Annotated in this window: 12 protein-coding genes; 4 read left to right on the forward strand and 8 right to left on the reverse strand. The window is 42.4% G+C overall.

What is annotated here, in order from left to right; translation table 11 throughout:
* Window positions 1-7 precede the first annotated feature (7 nt).
* The 8 genes from GKD17_RS17395 to GKD17_RS17430 all read right to left on the reverse strand — a co-directional run bounded on the left by GKD17_RS17395 (window position 8) and on the right by GKD17_RS17430 (window position 13,025).
* Window positions 8-3,178 (reverse strand): efflux RND transporter permease subunit, encoded by a 3,171-nt coding sequence (locus GKD17_RS17395; protein WP_007831240.1) that lies wholly within the window; start codon window positions 3,176-3,178, stop codon window positions 8-10.
* 88 nt (window positions 3,179-3,266) lie between these two features.
* Entirely contained in the window at window positions 3,267-4,289 is a 1,023-nt protein-coding gene (locus GKD17_RS17400) for an efflux RND transporter periplasmic adaptor subunit (RefSeq protein WP_007831239.1), read from the reverse strand.
* Between the two features lie 23 nt (window positions 4,290-4,312).
* Window positions 4,313-5,638 (reverse strand): TolC family protein, encoded by a 1,326-nt coding sequence (locus GKD17_RS17405; RefSeq protein ID WP_007831238.1) that lies wholly within the window; start codon window positions 5,636-5,638, stop codon window positions 4,313-4,315.
* 36 nt (window positions 5,639-5,674) lie between these two features.
* Entirely contained in the window at window positions 5,675-6,328 is a 654-nt protein-coding gene (locus tag GKD17_RS17410; protein ID WP_007831237.1) for a TetR/AcrR family transcriptional regulator, read from the reverse strand.
* A 29-nt stretch (window positions 6,329-6,357) separates the two neighbouring features.
* Window positions 6,358-7,125 carry an acyl-ACP--UDP-N-acetylglucosamine O-acyltransferase gene (lpxA, locus tag GKD17_RS17415; RefSeq protein WP_007843388.1) on the reverse strand — a complete coding sequence of 256 codons (768 nt, stop codon included), beginning with the start codon at window positions 7,123-7,125 and terminating at the stop codon, window positions 6,358-6,360.
* A gap of 23 nt (window positions 7,126-7,148) precedes the next feature.
* The gene (locus tag GKD17_RS17420; RefSeq protein WP_007843391.1) at window positions 7,149-8,534 is read right to left on the reverse strand and encodes an efflux transporter outer membrane subunit; all 1,386 of its coding nucleotides are present in this window, start codon (window positions 8,532-8,534) and stop codon (window positions 7,149-7,151) included.
* Window positions 8,535-8,545: 11 nt separating this feature from the next.
* Complete coding sequence (locus tag GKD17_RS17425) at window positions 8,546-11,764, reverse strand: efflux RND transporter permease subunit (RefSeq protein WP_007831234.1); 3,219 nt, start codon at window positions 11,762-11,764, stop codon at window positions 8,546-8,548.
* A gap of 49 nt (window positions 11,765-11,813) precedes the next feature.
* A complete protein-coding gene (locus GKD17_RS17430) occupies window positions 11,814-13,025 on the reverse strand; it encodes an efflux RND transporter periplasmic adaptor subunit (protein ID WP_007831233.1) in 1,212 nt (403 codons plus the stop codon).
* Window positions 13,026-13,474: 449 nt separating this feature from the next.
* Between GKD17_RS17430 and GKD17_RS17435 the strand changes: the two genes are divergently transcribed.
* From GKD17_RS17435 to GKD17_RS17445, 4 genes are all read left to right on the forward strand, one after another.
* Window positions 13,475-15,760, forward strand: a complete 2,286-nt coding sequence (locus tag GKD17_RS17435; protein WP_007831232.1) for an NADP-dependent malic enzyme — start codon at window positions 13,475-13,477, stop codon at window positions 15,758-15,760.
* Window positions 15,761-15,883: 123 nt separating this feature from the next.
* Window positions 15,884-16,066: a hypothetical protein gene (locus GKD17_RS23440; RefSeq protein ID WP_007831230.1), complete on the forward strand. Its 183-nt coding sequence runs from the start codon at window positions 15,884-15,886 to the stop codon at window positions 16,064-16,066.
* Window positions 16,067-16,221: 155 nt separating this feature from the next.
* The gene (locus tag GKD17_RS17440; protein ID WP_007831228.1) at window positions 16,222-17,556 is read left to right on the forward strand and encodes an NADP-specific glutamate dehydrogenase; all 1,335 of its coding nucleotides are present in this window, start codon (window positions 16,222-16,224) and stop codon (window positions 17,554-17,556) included.
* 155 nt (window positions 17,557-17,711) lie between these two features.
* Window positions 17,712-18,860 (forward strand): PCMD domain-containing protein, encoded by a 1,149-nt coding sequence (locus tag GKD17_RS17445; RefSeq protein ID WP_007831226.1) that lies wholly within the window; start codon window positions 17,712-17,714, stop codon window positions 18,858-18,860.
* The last annotated feature ends 4 nt before the right edge of the window (window positions 18,861-18,864 follow it).

The following is an 18,864-nucleotide window of genomic DNA, read 5'->3' on the forward strand; positions in this document are numbered from 1 at the left end:
ATATTAATTATTCTTTTTTACCTTTAGTCATCTCTGTCTTATGCGCTTGATAATAGTCATTCAGCTCACGGGCAGCTTTCATCTTCTTACGGTTACACTTGATACCTGTACCGGCAAATGAACAGTAGAGCACCGGAACCAAAATCAAGGTGAGCACGGTAGATACAGTCAAACCACCGATTACGGACACCCCTAAAGGCTGCCACATTTCAGAACCTTCCCCTCCTCCTATCGCCATCGGCACCATGCCTAGAATAGTGGTTAAAGTGGTCATTAAAACCGGACGTAAACGACTACGGCCCGAAACAACGACCGAATGAATAACAGACATGCCCCGCTCACGACATAAGGTAATGTAATCAATAAGCACGATACCATTCTTCACTACGATACCAATCAACATGATACCTCCCAACAAACTCATGACATTCAATGTAGTCCCCGTTCCATACAATGCCATCAATACCCCACTGAATGCAAACGGAATAGAGAACATAATGATAAACGGATAGGTCAGAGACTCAAACTGGGCAGCCATTACAATAAATACCAATATAATAATCAAAACAGCCAAAGTTCCCAGATCGCTGAATGAATCCTGCTGATCCTCATAAGAACCCGCCACCTGGATACTGATACCGCTAGGTAAATCCATCTTATCAATAATAGACTCACCTGCCACCACCACACTACCTAAAGGCGCACCTGAAATCACAGCGGAAACTGTTACAATACGTTCACGGTCTTTACGTTCAATAGTAGGAGGAGCGGAACGCTCCACCACCGTACCGATATCTTTCACCCGAATCGCTTTACCTTCATTAGTATAAATCAGAATATTCTCCAAACTTTCAATACTGGTACGGAACTGGGGAGCATAACGCACCTTGATATCATATTCGTCACCATCTTCCCGATAGTAAGAAGATAAAGCACCATTAACACGGTTACGCAGATACAAAGCTGCTGTAGAAAGATTCAAACCATGTAAAGCCAATTTTTCACGATCAAAATCCACTTGATATTCCGGCTGATAATCCTGACGGCTGATATTCACCTCAGATACACCGTTCACTTTCAATAAAGCTTCTTTCAATTCAGCTGCAGCTTTATCTGTCTCTGTAAAATCATATCCATAGATTTCAAAATCGGCAGTGGCCTGTCCACCCATGCCTCCACTACTACCACCCAGGATAACCTGAGCTTTATCCAATTCGGGATAGGCTTTCAGATCCTCACGCATACCATCGCAGACTTCTGCCAACGTAACAGAACGTTGATCGGGATTATAAAGGTTGATATTGAATGAAATGATATGGCTACCATTATCCTGAATAGAAGCCCAAGTATTATCTGCATCAGCCTGTCCCACAGTATAGTTACAGATACGCATCACCCCTTCATATTTCTTCAGCCACTTTTCGGTCAATTCCTGAGCCAATGCCTGGGCACGTTCTACGCGAGCTCCGATAGGCAATTGTAATTGAACAGAAATACGACTGTTGTCTTGTGACGGAAAAAACTCTGTACCAATTCCTTTCGCACAAATCAGGCTCAGCAGAAAGAACCCGAAACAACCGGCAATAATAGTCCTGCGGTGACGAACAGCCCAGTTCAAACGTTTCTGATACCAGTTATCCAACCCGTCCAACGCACGTTCTATTGGTTTGTAGAATGTGACAAAACACTTGCTTTGTTTTTTTTGCAAGCGAAGCATCTGCGCACACATCATCGGAGTAAATGACAGCGCCGAGATAGTAGAAATAGTCATAATAACACACATCATCCAGCCCAACTGACGGAACAAAACTCCCGACATACCACTGACCATCGTCAACGGGAAGAATACCGCAATCATAGTCAATGTGGATGCGATAACAGAAATTGCCACCTCATTTGTTCCATGGATAGCCGCCTGTTTCGGCTCGGAGCCACGCTCGATATGGGTCGTCACGTTTTCCAAAACAACAATAGCATCATCCACCACATTACCAATCGCAATAGAAAGGCACGACAAAGAAATAATATTCAGCGATCCCCCATCCGTGATGGCCAAATAAATAAAAGAGGCAATCAATGACATGGGGATAGTGATACAGATAATCACTGTAGCACGCCAACGACCTAAGAAAACAAATACCACCAAAACCACAAACAGAATGGCATACATAATAGTTTCCGTCAAACTGTCGATGGTATTCAAAATATTATCTGAAGTATTCACAATAACCCCCAGTTTCACGTCACTGGGTAGTGACTTCTGCAACTTAGGCAACTGGTCCATTACTTTCTGGGAAATGTTCACAGAGTTTGCACCCGATTGTTTCTGTACAACAATCATAGCTCCTTGCACCCCGTTATTATAGGTTTCCTGAGCACGTTCTTCTACAGAATCGACTACCGTTGCCACGTCACGCAAATACACCGAAGCACCATTGCGTGTACCCACTACGATATTCTCCATTTCTTTCGGGTCCTTGAATTCCCCTTCCACACGCAAGGAATAGGTATTACTGCCCACATCGAAAGTTCCGCCCGGAGTATTCTTATTTTCAGCCCCGACAATGGAGCTGATGGTCTCAATCGTCAAATCATACGCTTCCAGTTTGTTGGGATCACAATAAATATTCACCTCACGTTTTGGCGCACCGGCAATGGACACCGTTCCCACGCCGGGAACACGAGCCAATGGATTTACTACATTATCATCCAATATCTTATATAGAGCCGGCTGACTTTCTTCTGCCTGAACGGACAACAGCAGGATAGGAATCATATCCGTACTGAACTTAAAGATAATCGGAGTATTGACTTCATCGGGAAGTTGTGAACTCACCATATCCAATTTATCACGCACATCATTAGTCAACACATCAATATCATAGCCATATTCGAATTCCAAAGTGATAACTGATATATTTTCTGAAGACTTGGATGTAATATGTTTCAAATTACTAACCGAGTTCAACGTATTTTCCAACGGACGGGTTACGTTGTTCTCTATATCGGAAGCACTGGCACCCTGATAAGATGTCATAACCATAATGGTATTGGTATCAATATCTGGATACAAGTCTACCGGAAGTTTCGACAATGAGAACAGACCAAAGATTGCTACGGCCAAAAAGCATAGCGAGGTCATAATCGGTTTTTTAACCGCTCCTTCGTATAGACTCATGTTTGTTAAATTAAAAATTGAAAATTAAGAACTAAAAAATCATATATAGGTAAATAAATATAGAGTATTATCAACTAACTCTCAATTTTTAATTTACTGCCACTTCCACACCATCGGCCAAACGGGTCTGACCGGCGACCACCACCTGCGAATTATCCTCCACCCCGGAAATCAATTCATATTCGGTTCCCATCCGACGTCCCAATTCTACTTTATTATAGGAAACCTTACCGTCTTTGTAGACATATACATAACGATCGCCCGAACCGGCACGTTTCACAATAGCCTGATCAGGAACTACCACATGCCGCAATGTACCAAAACTCACAGTCACACGGCCAAACATTCCCGGACGTATACGCTGATGGGTATTAGCCAATTTTACCTCTACAGGAAAAGTATGAGTAGTAGCATCAATAGTAGGATAAACCAAACTAACTTTTCCTTCGAATTCCTCATCACCATACACATCAAATTTCACCTTTACGGTCATACCTTTAGTTACTTTCGGGAAATAAGGTTCGGATACATTAATCAACAGTTTAACCGGAGTGATCTGTTCTATGACCAACACAGGAGTGGAGGCGGAAGAATATAAGTCACCGTTATCAAAATTACGCGCTGTAACCACTCCATTAATAGGACTTAATAACTGCGTATTCTCCAACAAATTATTATAGGAAGTACGACGTACATCTAAAGTTGTTTTCGCTGCATCCCATTCAGATTTGGAAGCTCCACCCACTTTGTACAGTTCATCCATACGTCTGAATTCCGTTTCTTCATTTTCTAACTGCAATTTCATTTGTTTCAGATTTGCCGCATCCATCTGTACTAATTTCTGTCCCTTGGATACATGATCTCCCACTTCAACAAAAATACGGTCTATACGCCCGGGAGAGGTCGGAGCTATATTATTTTTCGCTTCCGCTTCAACAGTGGCAGTATATTCCTCTATCTGATCTACATCGCGGGAAGTTACGGAAGCAAGCCGCACTACCGGTTTGTCCTCCATAGCGGTATCAGCAGCTTCCTTACTCTCCGTTCCACCTGAACATGCACTCAGCATAGTTACCACCAGCAAAGCTGCGAATTGAAAATATTTTCTCATACTGTTATCTTTATGTTAATGTGTTATTGTTCCGTTACTTCATCAATGCCTAAGACTAAGTCCAAATCAGCTTTAGCTACCAGATAGTCATAGATGGACTGGTTATAAGTCAGTTGGGCCTCCGTTAAAGCTACTTCCGAACTATTCAATTCCAAGATAGTTCCTTTTCCTACCTCATATCTTTTTTCGGCAATAGTACGCCCCTTCTCCGCCTGAAATACAGCTTCTTTATTACTTACCACCTGTTCCGTACTAGCAGCCATATTATCCAAGTAACTGGTAGCTTGCATAGTGAGCTGCCGCTCTGTATTGATACGGTTCTCTTCCAGTTGCTTCATCTGGATACGGGTCTGTTTCAATTGAGTAAAATTACTTCCTTTGAATAAAGGAATACTTAGATTCAGACCGATAGTAGAATAGGGCCTCCAATCGTATTCCTTGAACTTGAAATTATCATTCATTGAAGTATACATATATTGGAAACTAGCAGAAAGGGTCGGCATAAAATTGGTATACTGCAACTTCAGCGTCTGCTTTAATTGCAATGCATTCAGTTCCAATTGTTTCAACGTACTGTTATTTATCAAATTGTCTGGGCGAGGCATTGCCTGACGAGTAAACATAGACATTTCGTAATCCTTCAGGTTGCCTTCAACCGCTACCTTTACATCAGACTCCATTCCCATCAAGACCTTCAACTGCAGATTTGCCAAATTCACTCCGTTACGGGCAGACACCACGGTAGGTTTCAAGCTGCGCATCTGCACATCCGCACTAATCTTATCATATTCACTGACAGTTCCCTGTTCATATTTAGCTTTCACCACATTATAATTATCTTCACTCTGCTTATAACTTTTAAGCAGCACTTCATAACTGTCTTGTGCCAAAAGCAACTGAAAAAAGGCTTTGGTTACTTGATTTACCATATCCAGACGTGAAGCACGTGATTTCTCTACAGCCAAGTTCACATCCGTACTTGTCAAACTTATACTTTTGTAAAGAGCCGGAGCAAAGACAGGCAGACTGACAGACAGACCACCACTATAAGTATTATCTGTACCGACTTCAATCACCTCTCCCATCATGGCAAATGACTGCTTTTTTATGGCTCGTGAATAACTGCCCACCAAACTGGCTTCTGGGAAAAGACCGGCATAAGCTTCCCGGCGGGCTTCTTTCTTTAACAGGATTTCCTGACCGGCGACTTTAATGGTGGGATTGTCGCTCAATGCTATCCGGACTGCGTCCTGTAAGGTAATCCTCAATGTGTCTTGTGCTTGTGCACTTTGTATTGCTACATAAAGCAGCAAAAACAAGGTTAACGTAGGTTTGCAATAAAATTTCATTAACTATTACTCTTTATTTAGTGACTTATTTAGTTTCTAACCATACTTATTATGTTCGTTTCCTTTTAAATTCAATAAAAAATCATCCACAATCTTCAACCCCTTTTCAGTGGAAATGCCACGCATATGCATAAATACAACTGTTTCATAAATTTCACCAAGCGAATAGGACTTGCATATTTCCGAATGCAATAACAAGTCCATCTGCTCACATACCATGGCGCGTACAATATTATAATTTACATCATTTCTAAAAATGCCTTGTTCCACTCCTTTGCGATAAAATTCCATAGCCGAATCTAAATTCTCCTTCCGGCTTTCATCAATGTAACGCATTACCTTGGGATATTTCTCAATATCCTCAAAGAATTTCCTGTTTGTATTCTGAAAATCCTGAGCACTTCTTTGAAAAAACTTCAAGAGGACTTCCAAAACATTTTCTGCTTTGGAAGCCACTTGAGTCATATATTCCTGCATCTCCTCCCGATGTAGTTTCATAACATCAAGTAATAAATCCTCTTTGTCATGGAACAATTCATAAAGCGTGCGTTTAGATATAGATAATCCGGTAGCAATATCATCCATTCTCACTGTTTTGACACCTTTCTGTGCAAATGCTTTCGCTGCCGCCAAAACAATGTGTTCCTTCACTACCGTTTTATCCGTTCTTTTTTTCCTGACGCTGTTCATTCTTAACATAAAGGGAAACAAAGATACATTTATTTTATAATACCCAACTTAGAATTTCTGACAAACTCTATCAAATGTGCAATTTCAGGACTAAACGGAACCTGTTCTTCAATACGACGCAATGCATCCTCTGTAGATGTATTCACTTTATACAATATACGGAAAGCATGCGCTATATGTTTAATAACCGTTTCCGAGAAACCTTCATGTTGCAACACGGTGGTATTGATGCTATAAAAAGCCGTAGGCTCATGGGCAGCTACACAATAAGGAGGAATATCCTTGGTAAAACGACACCCACCCTGTACGGCAGCATAAGCCCCCAAGCGAGTCTTTCCCTGCATCAATACATTGGAAGTAAGAATAGCATAATCCTCGACTACACAACAACCTGACACCTGCGAACCGTTACCAATAATACAGTTGTTACCGATGGTCACATCATGTGAGATACGTGCTCCCTGCATAATAAAGTTACCGCTTCCTACCACAGTCTCATCTCCGGCGAAAGTAGCGCGAATAATTACCGCATTCTCACGGATTGTATTATTATTACCTATACGGGCGATGGTATCATCACCCGTATATTTAAAATCTTGCGGAGTAGCAGCAATTACAGCTCCGTTATAAATGGTATTTCCGTTACCGATGCGTGCGCCGCTCATAATGCTGGCGTTGGGCATGATTACATTATCATCACCTATCTCCACATTCTTATCAATGTAGGCAAACGGGTGAATAGTTACGTTTTTCCCGATTTTTGCTGACGGGTCTACATAAGCTAACGGACTAATCATATTCATATTATTTTTAAGGTTAATTATTCACGTCCACCGCCCAATGCGCTGTACAGATTGATAACAGCCTGCATACGCTGGAAAGTATCGGATACTTCGTTCAACTGTGCACTCAGCAATGACTGTTGTGCAGTAATGATTTCCAGATAAGTGGCCTTTCCCGCCTGAAACAAATCATTGTTCATCTCCACCGCTTTTTGCATTTCGGAAACCTGTGCCTGGTGCTCACTCAACTTTTTGTCTGCCGTATCATACAGGAACAAAGCATCACTTACTTCCTTACCAGCTTCCAGAATAGTCTGCTGATAATTCATCTTGGCAATCTGTTCTTCCGCTTTCGATACTTTTAAATTGGCTATCAATTTTCCACGCTGGAAAATGGGCTGAGTCAATGAGCCGATAGCATTCCAAAGCATAACGGCAGGATTAGAAATCACTGTACCATTGGAACCATTAGTCCATCCCAAAGTACCTGTAATATTGACACTGGGATAAAAAGCGGAACGCGCCTGATTGGTAGTATAATAAGCGCTAGCTAATGCCAATTCTGCCGCTTTTACATCGGGACGGTTCTCAAGCAACTGTAAAGGAACTCCCACAGCCAAATCTGCAGGCATCACTTGTTCTTCTAATGTTCCACGATCTATATTCTGGGGAGCCTTTGCCAACAATACGGAAATAGAATTCTCAGTTTCGCGCACCTGACGTTTCAAGTCAGCCAATGAAGCCTCCGTCTGATGATAAGTCCCCTTGCTCTGTGCCACAGCAGCTTCGGTAGTCATACCGGCTTCCTTCATTGCTTCCATAGTGCGCACTGTTTCTTTCATTAACGCCACATTCTGCTCGGTCACACTGACTTGACGGTCGAGCATCAATAAAGAATAATAAGCATTGGCTATACCACCAATCAACTGTGAACGCACTGCCTGCTGATAGGCCTTACTTTGCAAATAAGATGCTTTCTGGCCACGATGGGCATTCAGCAATTTGCCGAACAAATCAACTTCCCAACTTGCAGAAGCAGGTAAAGTATAGTTCTTTACAGGAGTACTTTTGTCCACACTAGTCAACGAACCTTGTGGGGCAAGGGCCAAAGAAGGGAGATAAGACAAGCGAGCTGATGTCAATAACGCCTTCGCCTCCTTCACACGCAGGATAGCAGCCTGCATATCTACATTGTTTGCCAATCCCTCTTCAATCAGCATCTGCAATTTCGGATCACGGAAAATTTCCTTCCATGACAAGTTACCCATATTGGTTGTATCGTTAGCAGCCAATGTATCGTTGGCGGCAACCGGGTCACGATAGATGCCTGTGGCATCTATCGACTCGGGGCGATCGTATGATTTATAGATGTGGCAACCGCTTAATAAAAACGTCGCGCAACATAATCCTATTATCTTTTTCATTGTTCTTCTGTTCATTTACGGGTGTATTGTTCAATTTCGGGTTCAACCTCTGTATTGTCCACACTTTCCCACTCAATCGGTTTGAATTTCTCTTGTAACCATTGGAATACCACAAACAATACGGGTACGATAAAGATCTGGAAAATCATGCCAATCAACATACCACCAATAGCCGAAGCTCCCAAAGTACGGTTACCATGAGCACCAACTCCCATAGCCAACATCAACGGAATCAAACCTACAATCATGGCCAATGAGGTCATTAAGATCGGTCGCAAACGGGCCGCCGCACCCAAGACCGCAGCCCAGGAAATACTCATTCCCTGCTTACGGCGATCCAAAGCAAACTCTACAATAAGAATGGCATTCTTCGCCAACAACCCCATCAACATGATCAATGCAATCTGCATATAAATATCATTTGACATGGTTCCTAAAATCATCTTCAAAGCCGGAATATTTCCCAATGCTGCAAATCCGTTTACAAACAGGAAACTACCCAACAGACCGAACGGTACTGAAAGCAATACGGACAAGGGCAGAATGTAACTTTCATACTGTGCACTTAGCAACAAGTAAACGAATACAAAACACAGAATGAAGATGATACCTGTGGAACTGCCACTGGTAGATGCCTCTTCACGAGCCATACCTCCCAACTCATAACCATAACCGGTAGGCAAATTCTCTTTGGCAACTTCCGCAATAGCCTGCAAAGCCTGTCCGGAAGTATAGCCACTGGCAGGAGCCACCATCACTTTGATAGAAGTATAAAGATTGAAACGGCTGATAACATCCGGTCCATATACTTTCTTGACAGAAACGAACTGGGAAATAGGAGCCATCTCATTCCCATTACGTATCTTGATACTATTCAAAGATTCCAGATTCTTAGTTGCTTCGGGTTCCGCCTGAATCATAACACGATACATCTTACCGAAACGGTTGAAGTTAGAAGCATACAAACCACCGAAATATCCCTGCATGGTAGTTAGAATATCACTGGGGCTGATACCTGCCTTTTTACAAGCAGCAGCATCAATATCCAACATATATTGGGGGAAGTTCGGGTTGAAGGTAGTCTGAGCCGAATTAATTTCGGGACGTGCCTTCAACGCATCCATATAGTCCAAAACGACGTCATAAAAATGATTCAAGTCTCCACCGGTCTTATCCTGCATATTCAACTCGATATCACTGGATGCCGAATAACCCGGAATCATAGGAGGAGCAAAGAACAATACCTGCGCATCCTTGATGATCTTCTGTGCACGCATAAACAACGTACCTACCACAATATCCGAATTCTGCATCATGGAACGTTCTTCCCAATCTTTCAGTTTAATAATGATAGAACCGTAAGAAGGACCCTGACCACCAATAAAACCGAAACCGGAAATCACCGTGCGGGAATCTACAGCCGGTTCGGCAGCCACCAAGCTGTCTACACGGTTTAAGATTTCCATTGCACGTTCCTGTGAAGTACCAGGAGGCAGCGTCACTGCACCCATAATGGTACCGGTATCTTCATTAGGCACCATGCCCGTCGGAGTAACCTTCATAAAGAATACCAACAAAATGATAGAAGCGGTAACCAACCCGAATGACAACCATTTCTTATGGATAAAGAACACTACATGCTTCTTATACTTCTTCAATATAGAATCATAAGCCGCATTAAAGGCTGTATGGAATCGTTCCACACGAGTCATCTTCTTTGTTCCATGTCCTTCATCATGCGGTTTCAAGAAAATAGCGCACAATGCTGGTGACAAAGTCAACGCATTTAAAGCAGAGAAACCTATAGCGATAGCCATAGTGATACCAAACTGACGATAAAACGTACCAGCGGTACCTCCCATGAAACTTACCGGAATGAACACAGACATCATGACTAATGTAATAGAAACGATAGCGCCACCCAATTCGCTCATGGCATCAATAGAAGCCTCACGGGAAGACTTATATCCCTGATCCAACTTGGCATGAACCCCCTCGACGACGACAATGGCATCATCGACCACAATCGCAATGGCAAGCACCATCGCCGAAAGAGTCAGCAGGTTCACACTGAAACCAATCAGTTTCAGCACAAAGAAAGTAGCCACCAGCGCCACCGGAATGGCAATAGCCGGAATCAGTGTTGAACGCATATCCTGCAAGAAGATATATACCACAATAAACACCAAAATAAATGCTTCAATCAATGTCTTAATTACCTCATGGATAGAAGCGAACAAGAAGTCATTGGCATTTTGGGCAATATTGATATTCAAACCTGTCGGCAGTGATTCCTGTGCCTTTGCAAGCACTTCCTCCAAATTAGAAATAGTTTCGGTAGCATTAGTACCTGCCATCTGATAAACGATACAAGATACAGCCTTGTGGCCATTTACCGTATTATTGAATGTATAAGCCAGACGCCCTAATTCTATATCGGCTACATCTCCCAAACGAAGTACATTACCATCCGGCAAGGCCTTGATAACAATATCTTCAAATTCATTTGTTTGCTGCAAACGTCCTTTATAACGGATCGTATATTGGAAAGTCTGATCACCACGTTCACCGAACTGTCCCGGAGCCGCCTCAATATTCTGTTCGGCCAATGCTGCCGAAACATCAGTAGGAACCAGTTTGTACTGTGCCATCACATCCGGTTTCAACCAGATACGCATAGAATAATCCTGTCCCAACACATTAGCGTCACCTACCCCCTTTACACGCTTGATTTCAGGAATCAAGTTAATATTAGCATAGTTTTCAATGAACTCGATATTATACGAGTCGGTTTCATCATACAATGAAAAGACCATCAACATGGAGTTCTGGCGTTTCTGAGTAGTCACACCCACTTTGGTTACTTCAGCAGGCAACAATCCTTGTGCCATAGAAACACGGTTCTGCACATTAACAGCCGCCATATCCGGATCTGTTCCCTGATTAAAGTAAACGTTAATATCGGCAGCACCGTTATTGGATGCTGATGACTGGATATACATCATGTTCTCCACGCCGTTTATCTGGTCTTCCAACGGAGCAATGACCGAATTCAATACAGCTGTGGAGTTCGCACCGGTATAGGTGGCACGTACCTGCACCGTAGGAGGTGCAATATCCGGATATTGCGTAACCGGCAATGTAGCAAGTCCGATGATACCCAGAATAACTATCAAGACGGAGATTACCGTTGATAGCACCGGACGGTTAATAAATCTATCTAGTTTCATTCTCTATATACCTTATTTATATAAACGAAGTTAATCTGTTTATTTTTGATTATTTAAAGGCCGTGGCAATATTTCCTTCCTTCTGATCTTTCAGGTGTTGTTGATATTTCGCCTCTTTCTGTTCCGGAGTAATCGGAGTAATTGTTTGTCCGTCCTTCAACGTTTGTACACCTTCAACTACAATTTTATCGCCGGGCTTCAAACCACTGGTAACAATATAATTCTTACCGTCACTCAAATTCGATACCTTGATCTCAGTATGCTTCAATGTATTATCCGACTGAAGCACATAAACAAACTTTTTGTCCTGAATTTCCTGTGTAGCCGACTGAGGAATCAAAATAATATCCTCCATAGTATAAGGGAAAATTACATTAGCCATACCACCACTACGCAATACAAGCTGTTTGTTCGGGAAAACGGCACGCATACTTACCGAACCGGTAGTCTGATCAATAACACCACTTACAGCGTCAATCTTACCTTCTTCAGTATACATCGTACCGTCAGCCAACTCCAATTTCACAGCCGGCATCTTCTCCAGTTGTTCTTTCAGTGTGCCACCGGCTCTTGTTAAACCCAACAACTGCTTTTCAGTCATAGAGAAATACACATACATTTCACCGATTTCACTCACGGTAGTTAACGGTTGTGTAACCGAAGGACTCACCAAACTACCAATACGATACGGGAATGTACCCACCACACCATCTGAAGGACTGGTCACTGTACAGAAACCTAAATTCTGACGAGCGCTGGTCAACTGAGCCTCAGCTTGTGCCAAACTGGCTTTTGCAGAAAGCAATTGGTCTACTGCGCTTTGATACTCAAAATCACTGATAATTTTCTTATCATACAAATTTTTCTTCTGTTGTTCGTTCAAAGTCAGCGTATTGACATTCGATTTTGCCATCTCTACAGCAGCTTTTGCCTGACGTTCGGCAGCCGCATACTGTGTAGGATCGATCTGAAAGAGTGCCTGACCTTTCTTTACCGTTGCACCTTCGTCTACACAAAGCCTTACGATAAAGCCGGAAACCTGAGGACGCACCTCGATATCCTGAACACCTTTGATGGTAGCGGGATAAGAAGTAGACTGCTGGCTGGCTGTAGACTGTACAGCCACGACGGTAAACTCGTCATCACCCAACTTCATACCGCTCTGACCGCCTCCACAACTGCTTAAAACGGCCATTGCCGCCGTAAATATCGCGAGGCGGCTCCATGAAAAACATTTCATACTATTTACTGTCATCTTCATAACTAATATTATTGAACTTTACTTATTTATCGAATTAACAGAGGTTTATAGAAAACTTTTTGAACCCAATTAGTTTTTACTGCCGCAAAATTAGTCATTTTTCCGGCATTTGTTCGCTTAGCCCATTAGCTTTAACTATAAATAACGTGCGCAATAGAAGGATACTGATTATGTAAAATATATTTCACATATATTCAATCTGTTTCCAGATCTAAACAAGTAAACCATACTATAACTCATACATAATACGGACATGAATGAAACTATTTTTTCACTATCTTTGTCCTACAAAACACGAAAGAATGAAATCTGATTTTCACACTGATCAAAACTAATACTTTAAAAATCATCAATTCGACATCATTTTACACTCTTTAGACTTCAAATTATAATTTTATTTGTATTTTTGCCACCAATTTAAAACGACATCTAATTAAAAGAAAAAGATTATGGTCAAGATTACCAAAGAAGCTGCTTTGCTATACCACTCGCAAGGCAAGCCCGGAAAGATTGAAGTTGTACCGACAAAACCGTACAGCACACAAACAGACCTGTCACTGGCTTACTCTCCCGGAGTAGCTGAGCCTTGTCTGGAAATAGAGAAAGACCCACAAACTGCATACGACTATACTGCGAAAGGCAACTTAGTAGCCGTTATTTCTAATGGTACAGCCGTTTTAGGACTAGGCGACATAGGTGCATTGAGCGGAAAGCCTGTCATGGAAGGTAAAGGATTGCTTTTCAAAATCTATGCAGGTATTGATGTTTTTGACATCGAAGTGAATGAGAAAGACCCTGAAAAATTTATTCAGGCAGTAAAGGCCATCGCTCCCACTTTCGGAGGTATCAATCTGGAAGATATCAAGGCTCCCGAATGTTTCGAGATAGAAAACCGGCTGAAAGAAGAACTGGATATCCCAGTAATGCATGATGACCAACACGGTACAGCTATCATTTCATCCGCCGGCTTATTAAATGCATTGGAAGTTGCCGGAAAGAAAATTGAAAATGTAAGAATCGTAGTAAATGGTGCCGGAGCTTCAGCCACTTCCTGTACAAAACTGTACGTAGCATTAGGAGCACGGAAAGAAAACATTTTGATGCTAGACAGCAAAGGCGTGATTACCAGTGACCGTCCTAACTTGACAGAAAGTAAGAAATTTTTTGCTACTGACCGTCGCGATGTACATACATTGGAAGAAGCCATCAAAGGCGCAGATGTATTTTTAGGACTATCAAAAGGTAATGTGTTGACTCAGGATATGGTCCGCAGCATGGCAGATCATCCTATCGTATTCGCATTAGCCAATCCGACTCCGGAAATCTCTTACGAAGACGCCATGGCATCCCGCCCCGATGTACTGATGTCTACCGGACGTTCAGACTATCCTAACCAGATCAATAACGTAATTGGTTTCCCCTATATTTTCCGCGGAGCTTTGGATACTCAGGCCAAAGCTATCAATGAAGAAATGAAGCTGGCTGCCGTGCATGCTATCGCCGATTTGGCAAAACAACCTGTTCCCGACGTAGTGAACGAAGCCTACCATGTGAATAATTTTACTTTCGGTCCTGATTATTTCATCCCGAAACCGGTTGACCCTCGTTTAATTACCGAAGTTTCCATGGCTGTGGCAAAAGCAGCAATGGAATCAGGAGTGGCACGCAAAAACATCACCAACTGGGAAGCCTACAAGACCCGGCTGCGCGAATTGATGGGACAAGAAAGCAAATTAACCCGTCAACTTTACGAAACAGCCCGTCGCGCCCCACAGCGAGTAGTATTTGCCGAAGGTATCCATCCTACCATGTTAAAAGCTGCAGTAGAAGCCAAAGCCGAAGGAATCTGCCATCCTATCCTATTAGGTAATGACGAGCGCATCGAGAAACTGGCAAAAGAACTGGATCTGAGCTTGGAAGGAATTGAAATCATCAACCTTCGTCATGACCGTGAAGCTGAACGTCGTGAACGTTATGCTCGCATCCTCTCGGAAAAACGCGCACGCCAAGGAGCCAACCTCCAGGAATCCAACGACAAAATGTTCGAGCGTAACTACTTTGGTATGATGATGGTTGAAACGGGAGAGGCCGATGCATTCATCACCGGACTATATACCAAATATTCCAACACGATCAAGGTAGCGAAAGAAGTTATCGGCATCCAACCGGAATATAAACATTTCGGTACAATGCATATCTTGAATTCAAAGAAAGGTACTTACTTTGTAGCCGATACTCTGATTAACCGTCACCCGGACACCGACACGCTGATTGACATCGCTAAATTGTCAAAGAAAACGGTAGAATTCTTTAATCACACTCCGACAATGGCCATGCTGTCTTACTCCAACTTCGGCTCAGATACAGAAGGCAGCCCGGCTAAAGTACATGATGCGGTGGACTACATGCAGAAAGAATATCCGGAACTGGCTATAGATGGTGAGATGCAGGTCAATTTTGCACTGAACACTAAATTACGTGATGAGAAATATCCCTTCACACGTTTGAAAGGTAAAGAAGTAAACACGTTAGTATTCCCGAATCTAAGTTCCGCCAATGCTACCTACCAGCTCATTCAGTCTATGAGTGAAACTGAGGTAATCGGCCCGATACAAATGGGATTGAACAAACCTATCCATTTCACTGATTGTGAAGCTTCCGTACGCGATATCGTAAACATCACTGCGGTTGCGGTTATTGACGCTATCGTTGACAAGAAAAAGAAAGAAAAATAAATAACATTCACCACAGGTTGCATAGATTTACACAGATTATTAGTTATTAGTACCAGCAAATTCTATCTGTGTAAATCAATGCAATTTGTGGTGAAATTATATTCAATTCGTTAAAACAATACTATGAGAAGAAAACCGCTTTCCCTCCCACAAATCGTAATCCTAGCCCTATTATGGATTACCATTTGCTATATTATTCTAACAGGAAGCGAACATATTGACGGTCCTTTAATACTATCCATTATCATTTCGGGAGCTTTAGTCTTTATTCCACTATTAAAATATCTCAAGGAAAGAGAAAAATAATCTTTTATCCGCTTTTTAGCTTACATTTTGTACAGATTGATATTTTTACATGCATTTTCTTTATAATTTGTTGCACATTTCAATTTTTATCTATAATTTTGCGCCATCAAAAGAAACAAGAAGAATTAATTAACAATTATAAAAAGAAGTAGATTATGAATGCAGCTAAGGTATTAGAAGATCTGAAAAGAAGATTCCCCAATGAGCCTGAATATCATCAAGCGGTAGAGGAAGTACTAAGTACAATCGAAGAAGAATACAACAAACATCCCGAATTCGATAAGGTAAACCTGATTGAACGTTTGTGTATTCCTGATCGTGTGTATCAATTCCGTGTAACATGGATGGATGACAAAGGTAACATCCAGACAAACATGGGTTACCGCGTACAACATAATAATGCCATTGGTCCCTACAAAGGTGGTATCCGTTTTCACTCTTCTGTAAACTTGGGAATTTTGAAATTCCTTGCCTTCGAGCAGACATTCAAAAATTCACTAACTACTCTTCCGATGGGTGGTGGCAAAGGAGGTTCCGACTTCTCTCCGCGTGGCAAATCAAACGCTGAAGTAATGCGTTTCTGTCAGGCGTTCATGTTAGAATTATGGCGTCATATCGGTCCTGAGACTGACGTACCTGCAGGTGATATCGGTGTAGGTGGCCGTGAAGTAGGTTTCATGTTCGGCATGTACAAGAAACTCTCTCATGAATTCTCCGGTGTACTGACCGGCAAGGGTCGCGAATTCGGTGGTTCTCTGATTCGCCCTGAAGCAACCGGATATGGTAATATCTATTTCTTGATGGAAATGCTGAAAACCAAAGGCACAGACCTGAAGGGAAAAACTTGTTTGGTTTCAGGTTCAGGTAACGTAGCTCAATACACGGTAGAAAAAGTAATAGAGTTGGGCGGTAAAGTAGTTACCATGTCCGACTCAGATGGTTACATCTATGATCCGGATGGAATAGACCGTGAAAAATTGGATTTCATCATGGAACTGAAAAATTTATACCGTGGACGTATTCGTGAATATGCTGAAAAATATGGTTGCAAATATGTAGCAGGCGCTCGTCCTTGGAGTGAAAAGGCAGATATCGCATTACCCTCTGCCACTCAGAACGAATTGAACGGTGATGAAGCCAAACAATTGGTTGCCAATGGTGTCATAGCTGTCAGCGAAGGTGCAAACATGCCTTCTACCCCTGAAGCTATCCGCGTATTCCAAGAAGCCAAAATCCTGTATGCCCCGGGCAAAGCAGCCAATGCAGGCGGCGTATCTGTATCTGGATTGGAAATGACTCAAAATTCTATCAAACTAAGCTGGAGTCAAGAAGAAGTAGATGAAAAATTGAAAAGTATCATGAAAAATATTCATGAAGCTTGTGTACAATATGGTACTGAAGCAGACGGTTATGTAAACTATGTGAAAGGTGCTAATGTAGCAGGATTCATGAAAGTAGCCAAAGCTATGATGGCTCAAGGTATTGTTTAATAAAAACCATTCCTTTATTATTAAGTATATTTGCAGTTCAAGGTGCGGGAAAGACAATTTTCCGCACCTTTCTATTTTGAATGCAAACACTTTCACGGAAAATCAGTACCTTTGCAATCTGTTATGTATAAGAACAACTATTAAATTACAAATTCATGAAGCTGAAAAACTTATTCACCTGCACAGTAACAGGACTGCTCCTTTGCACCTCCTGTATCAAGGACGAAGCCCCCAATGCGGAAGCGGACATCTTGAGCTGCATCCTCCCTGCCGAGATGCTAACAGGTACAGACATTGACTATAACCGTCCTTACGACAAAAGCCTGAATGCTTACCCTATTTACATAGAAGTAAACAACGGCACCGACTTGACCCGACTAGCCCCCACTTTCGAGCTGACTGAAGGAGCATCTATCGAACCGGCCAGCGGAAGCACACAGAACTTCACCAACCCAGTGCGCTATACTGTAACATCTGAGGACAAGAATTGGCACCGCACCTACGCTATCAATATCCATTATCCAGAAACCAAAAGTATCCCGACGGTCTTTAACTTTGAAAACGTAAAAACTGTACCTTATAATAAAAATGAATATTATGTGCTATACGAAGCAGCCTCTGGCTACTCCACACTGACATGGTCCAGTGGCAATCAGGGATTTGCCTTAACCGGAAGCGGTTACGCTCCGAATGACTTCCCCACCAGCATCAGTCCAAACGGCCGCACAGGTAACTGCTTGCAACTGATTACTCGCGAGACAGGAAGCTTGGGGACTCTGGTAGGTATGCCCATTGCAGCAGGTAACCTGTTCATTGGCAGTTTCGACATAGGCTCCGCCATGAGCGATGCGTTGTCTGCAACCAAATTCGGAACAACCTTCTATTACGAACCCATTAAATTGGTCGGCTACTACAAATACAAGGCAGGACCAAAATTCTATGAGAACGGAGAATATACTAACCGAAAAGACGTTTTCAATATCTATGCCCTGTTTTACGAAAAGACCAAAGATGTGCAGATGCTGGACGGTCATATCACAAAGAACAATTACGAGCATGAAAACATGGTAGCCGCTGCTGTCATAACCGACACGCATGAAACAAGCGAATGGACCCGCTTTGAACTGGAATTCGACTATGAGCATTATGGAAAAACAATAGATCCTCAAAAATTGGCAAACGGAGGATACAACGTCAGCATTGTCCTGTCGGCAAGCAAGGACGGTGATGTATTCCAAGGCGCACCGGGTAGCACCCTGCTTATTGATGACCTGGAACTGGTATGCAAACAACCACTTAGATAAAAAC

The organism is Phocaeicola dorei (assembly GCF_013009555.1).
GTDB lineage: Bacteria > Bacteroidota > Bacteroidia > Bacteroidales > Bacteroidaceae > Phocaeicola > Phocaeicola dorei.

Bases quoted from the DNA above. Each gene is read 5' to 3' on its own strand.
- GKD17_RS17395 (WP_007831240.1), bottom strand. From the start codon at position 3,178: ATGAGTCTATACGAAGGAGCGGTTAAAAAACCGATTATGACCTCGCTA.
- GKD17_RS17400 (WP_007831239.1), bottom strand. From the start codon at position 4,289: ATGAGAAAATATTTTCAATTCGCAGCTTTGCTGGTGGTAACTATGCTG.
- GKD17_RS17405 (WP_007831238.1), bottom strand. From the start codon at position 5,638: ATGAAATTTTATTGCAAACCTACGTTAACCTTGTTTTTGCTGCTTTAT.
- GKD17_RS17410 (WP_007831237.1), bottom strand. From the start codon at position 6,328: ATGAACAGCGTCAGGAAAAAAAGAACGGATAAAACGGTAGTGAAGGAA.
- lpxA (WP_007843388.1), bottom strand. From the start codon at position 7,125: ATGATTAGTCCGTTAGCTTATGTAGACCCGTCAGCAAAAATCGGGAAA.
- GKD17_RS17420 (WP_007843391.1), bottom strand. From the start codon at position 8,534: ATGAAAAAGATAATAGGATTATGTTGCGCGACGTTTTTATTAAGCGGT.
- GKD17_RS17425 (WP_007831234.1), bottom strand. From the start codon at position 11,764: ATGAAACTAGATAGATTTATTAACCGTCCGGTGCTATCAACGGTAATC.
- GKD17_RS17430 (WP_007831233.1), bottom strand. From the start codon at position 13,025: ATGAAGATGACAGTAAATAGTATGAAATGTTTTTCATGGAGCCGCCTC.
- GKD17_RS17435 (WP_007831232.1), top strand. From the start codon at position 13,475: ATGGTCAAGATTACCAAAGAAGCTGCTTTGCTATACCACTCGCAAGGC.
- GKD17_RS23440 (WP_007831230.1), top strand. From the start codon at position 15,884: ATGAGAAGAAAACCGCTTTCCCTCCCACAAATCGTAATCCTAGCCCTA.
- GKD17_RS17440 (WP_007831228.1), top strand. From the start codon at position 16,222: ATGAATGCAGCTAAGGTATTAGAAGATCTGAAAAGAAGATTCCCCAAT.
- GKD17_RS17445 (WP_007831226.1), top strand. From the start codon at position 17,712: ATGAAGCTGAAAAACTTATTCACCTGCACAGTAACAGGACTGCTCCTT.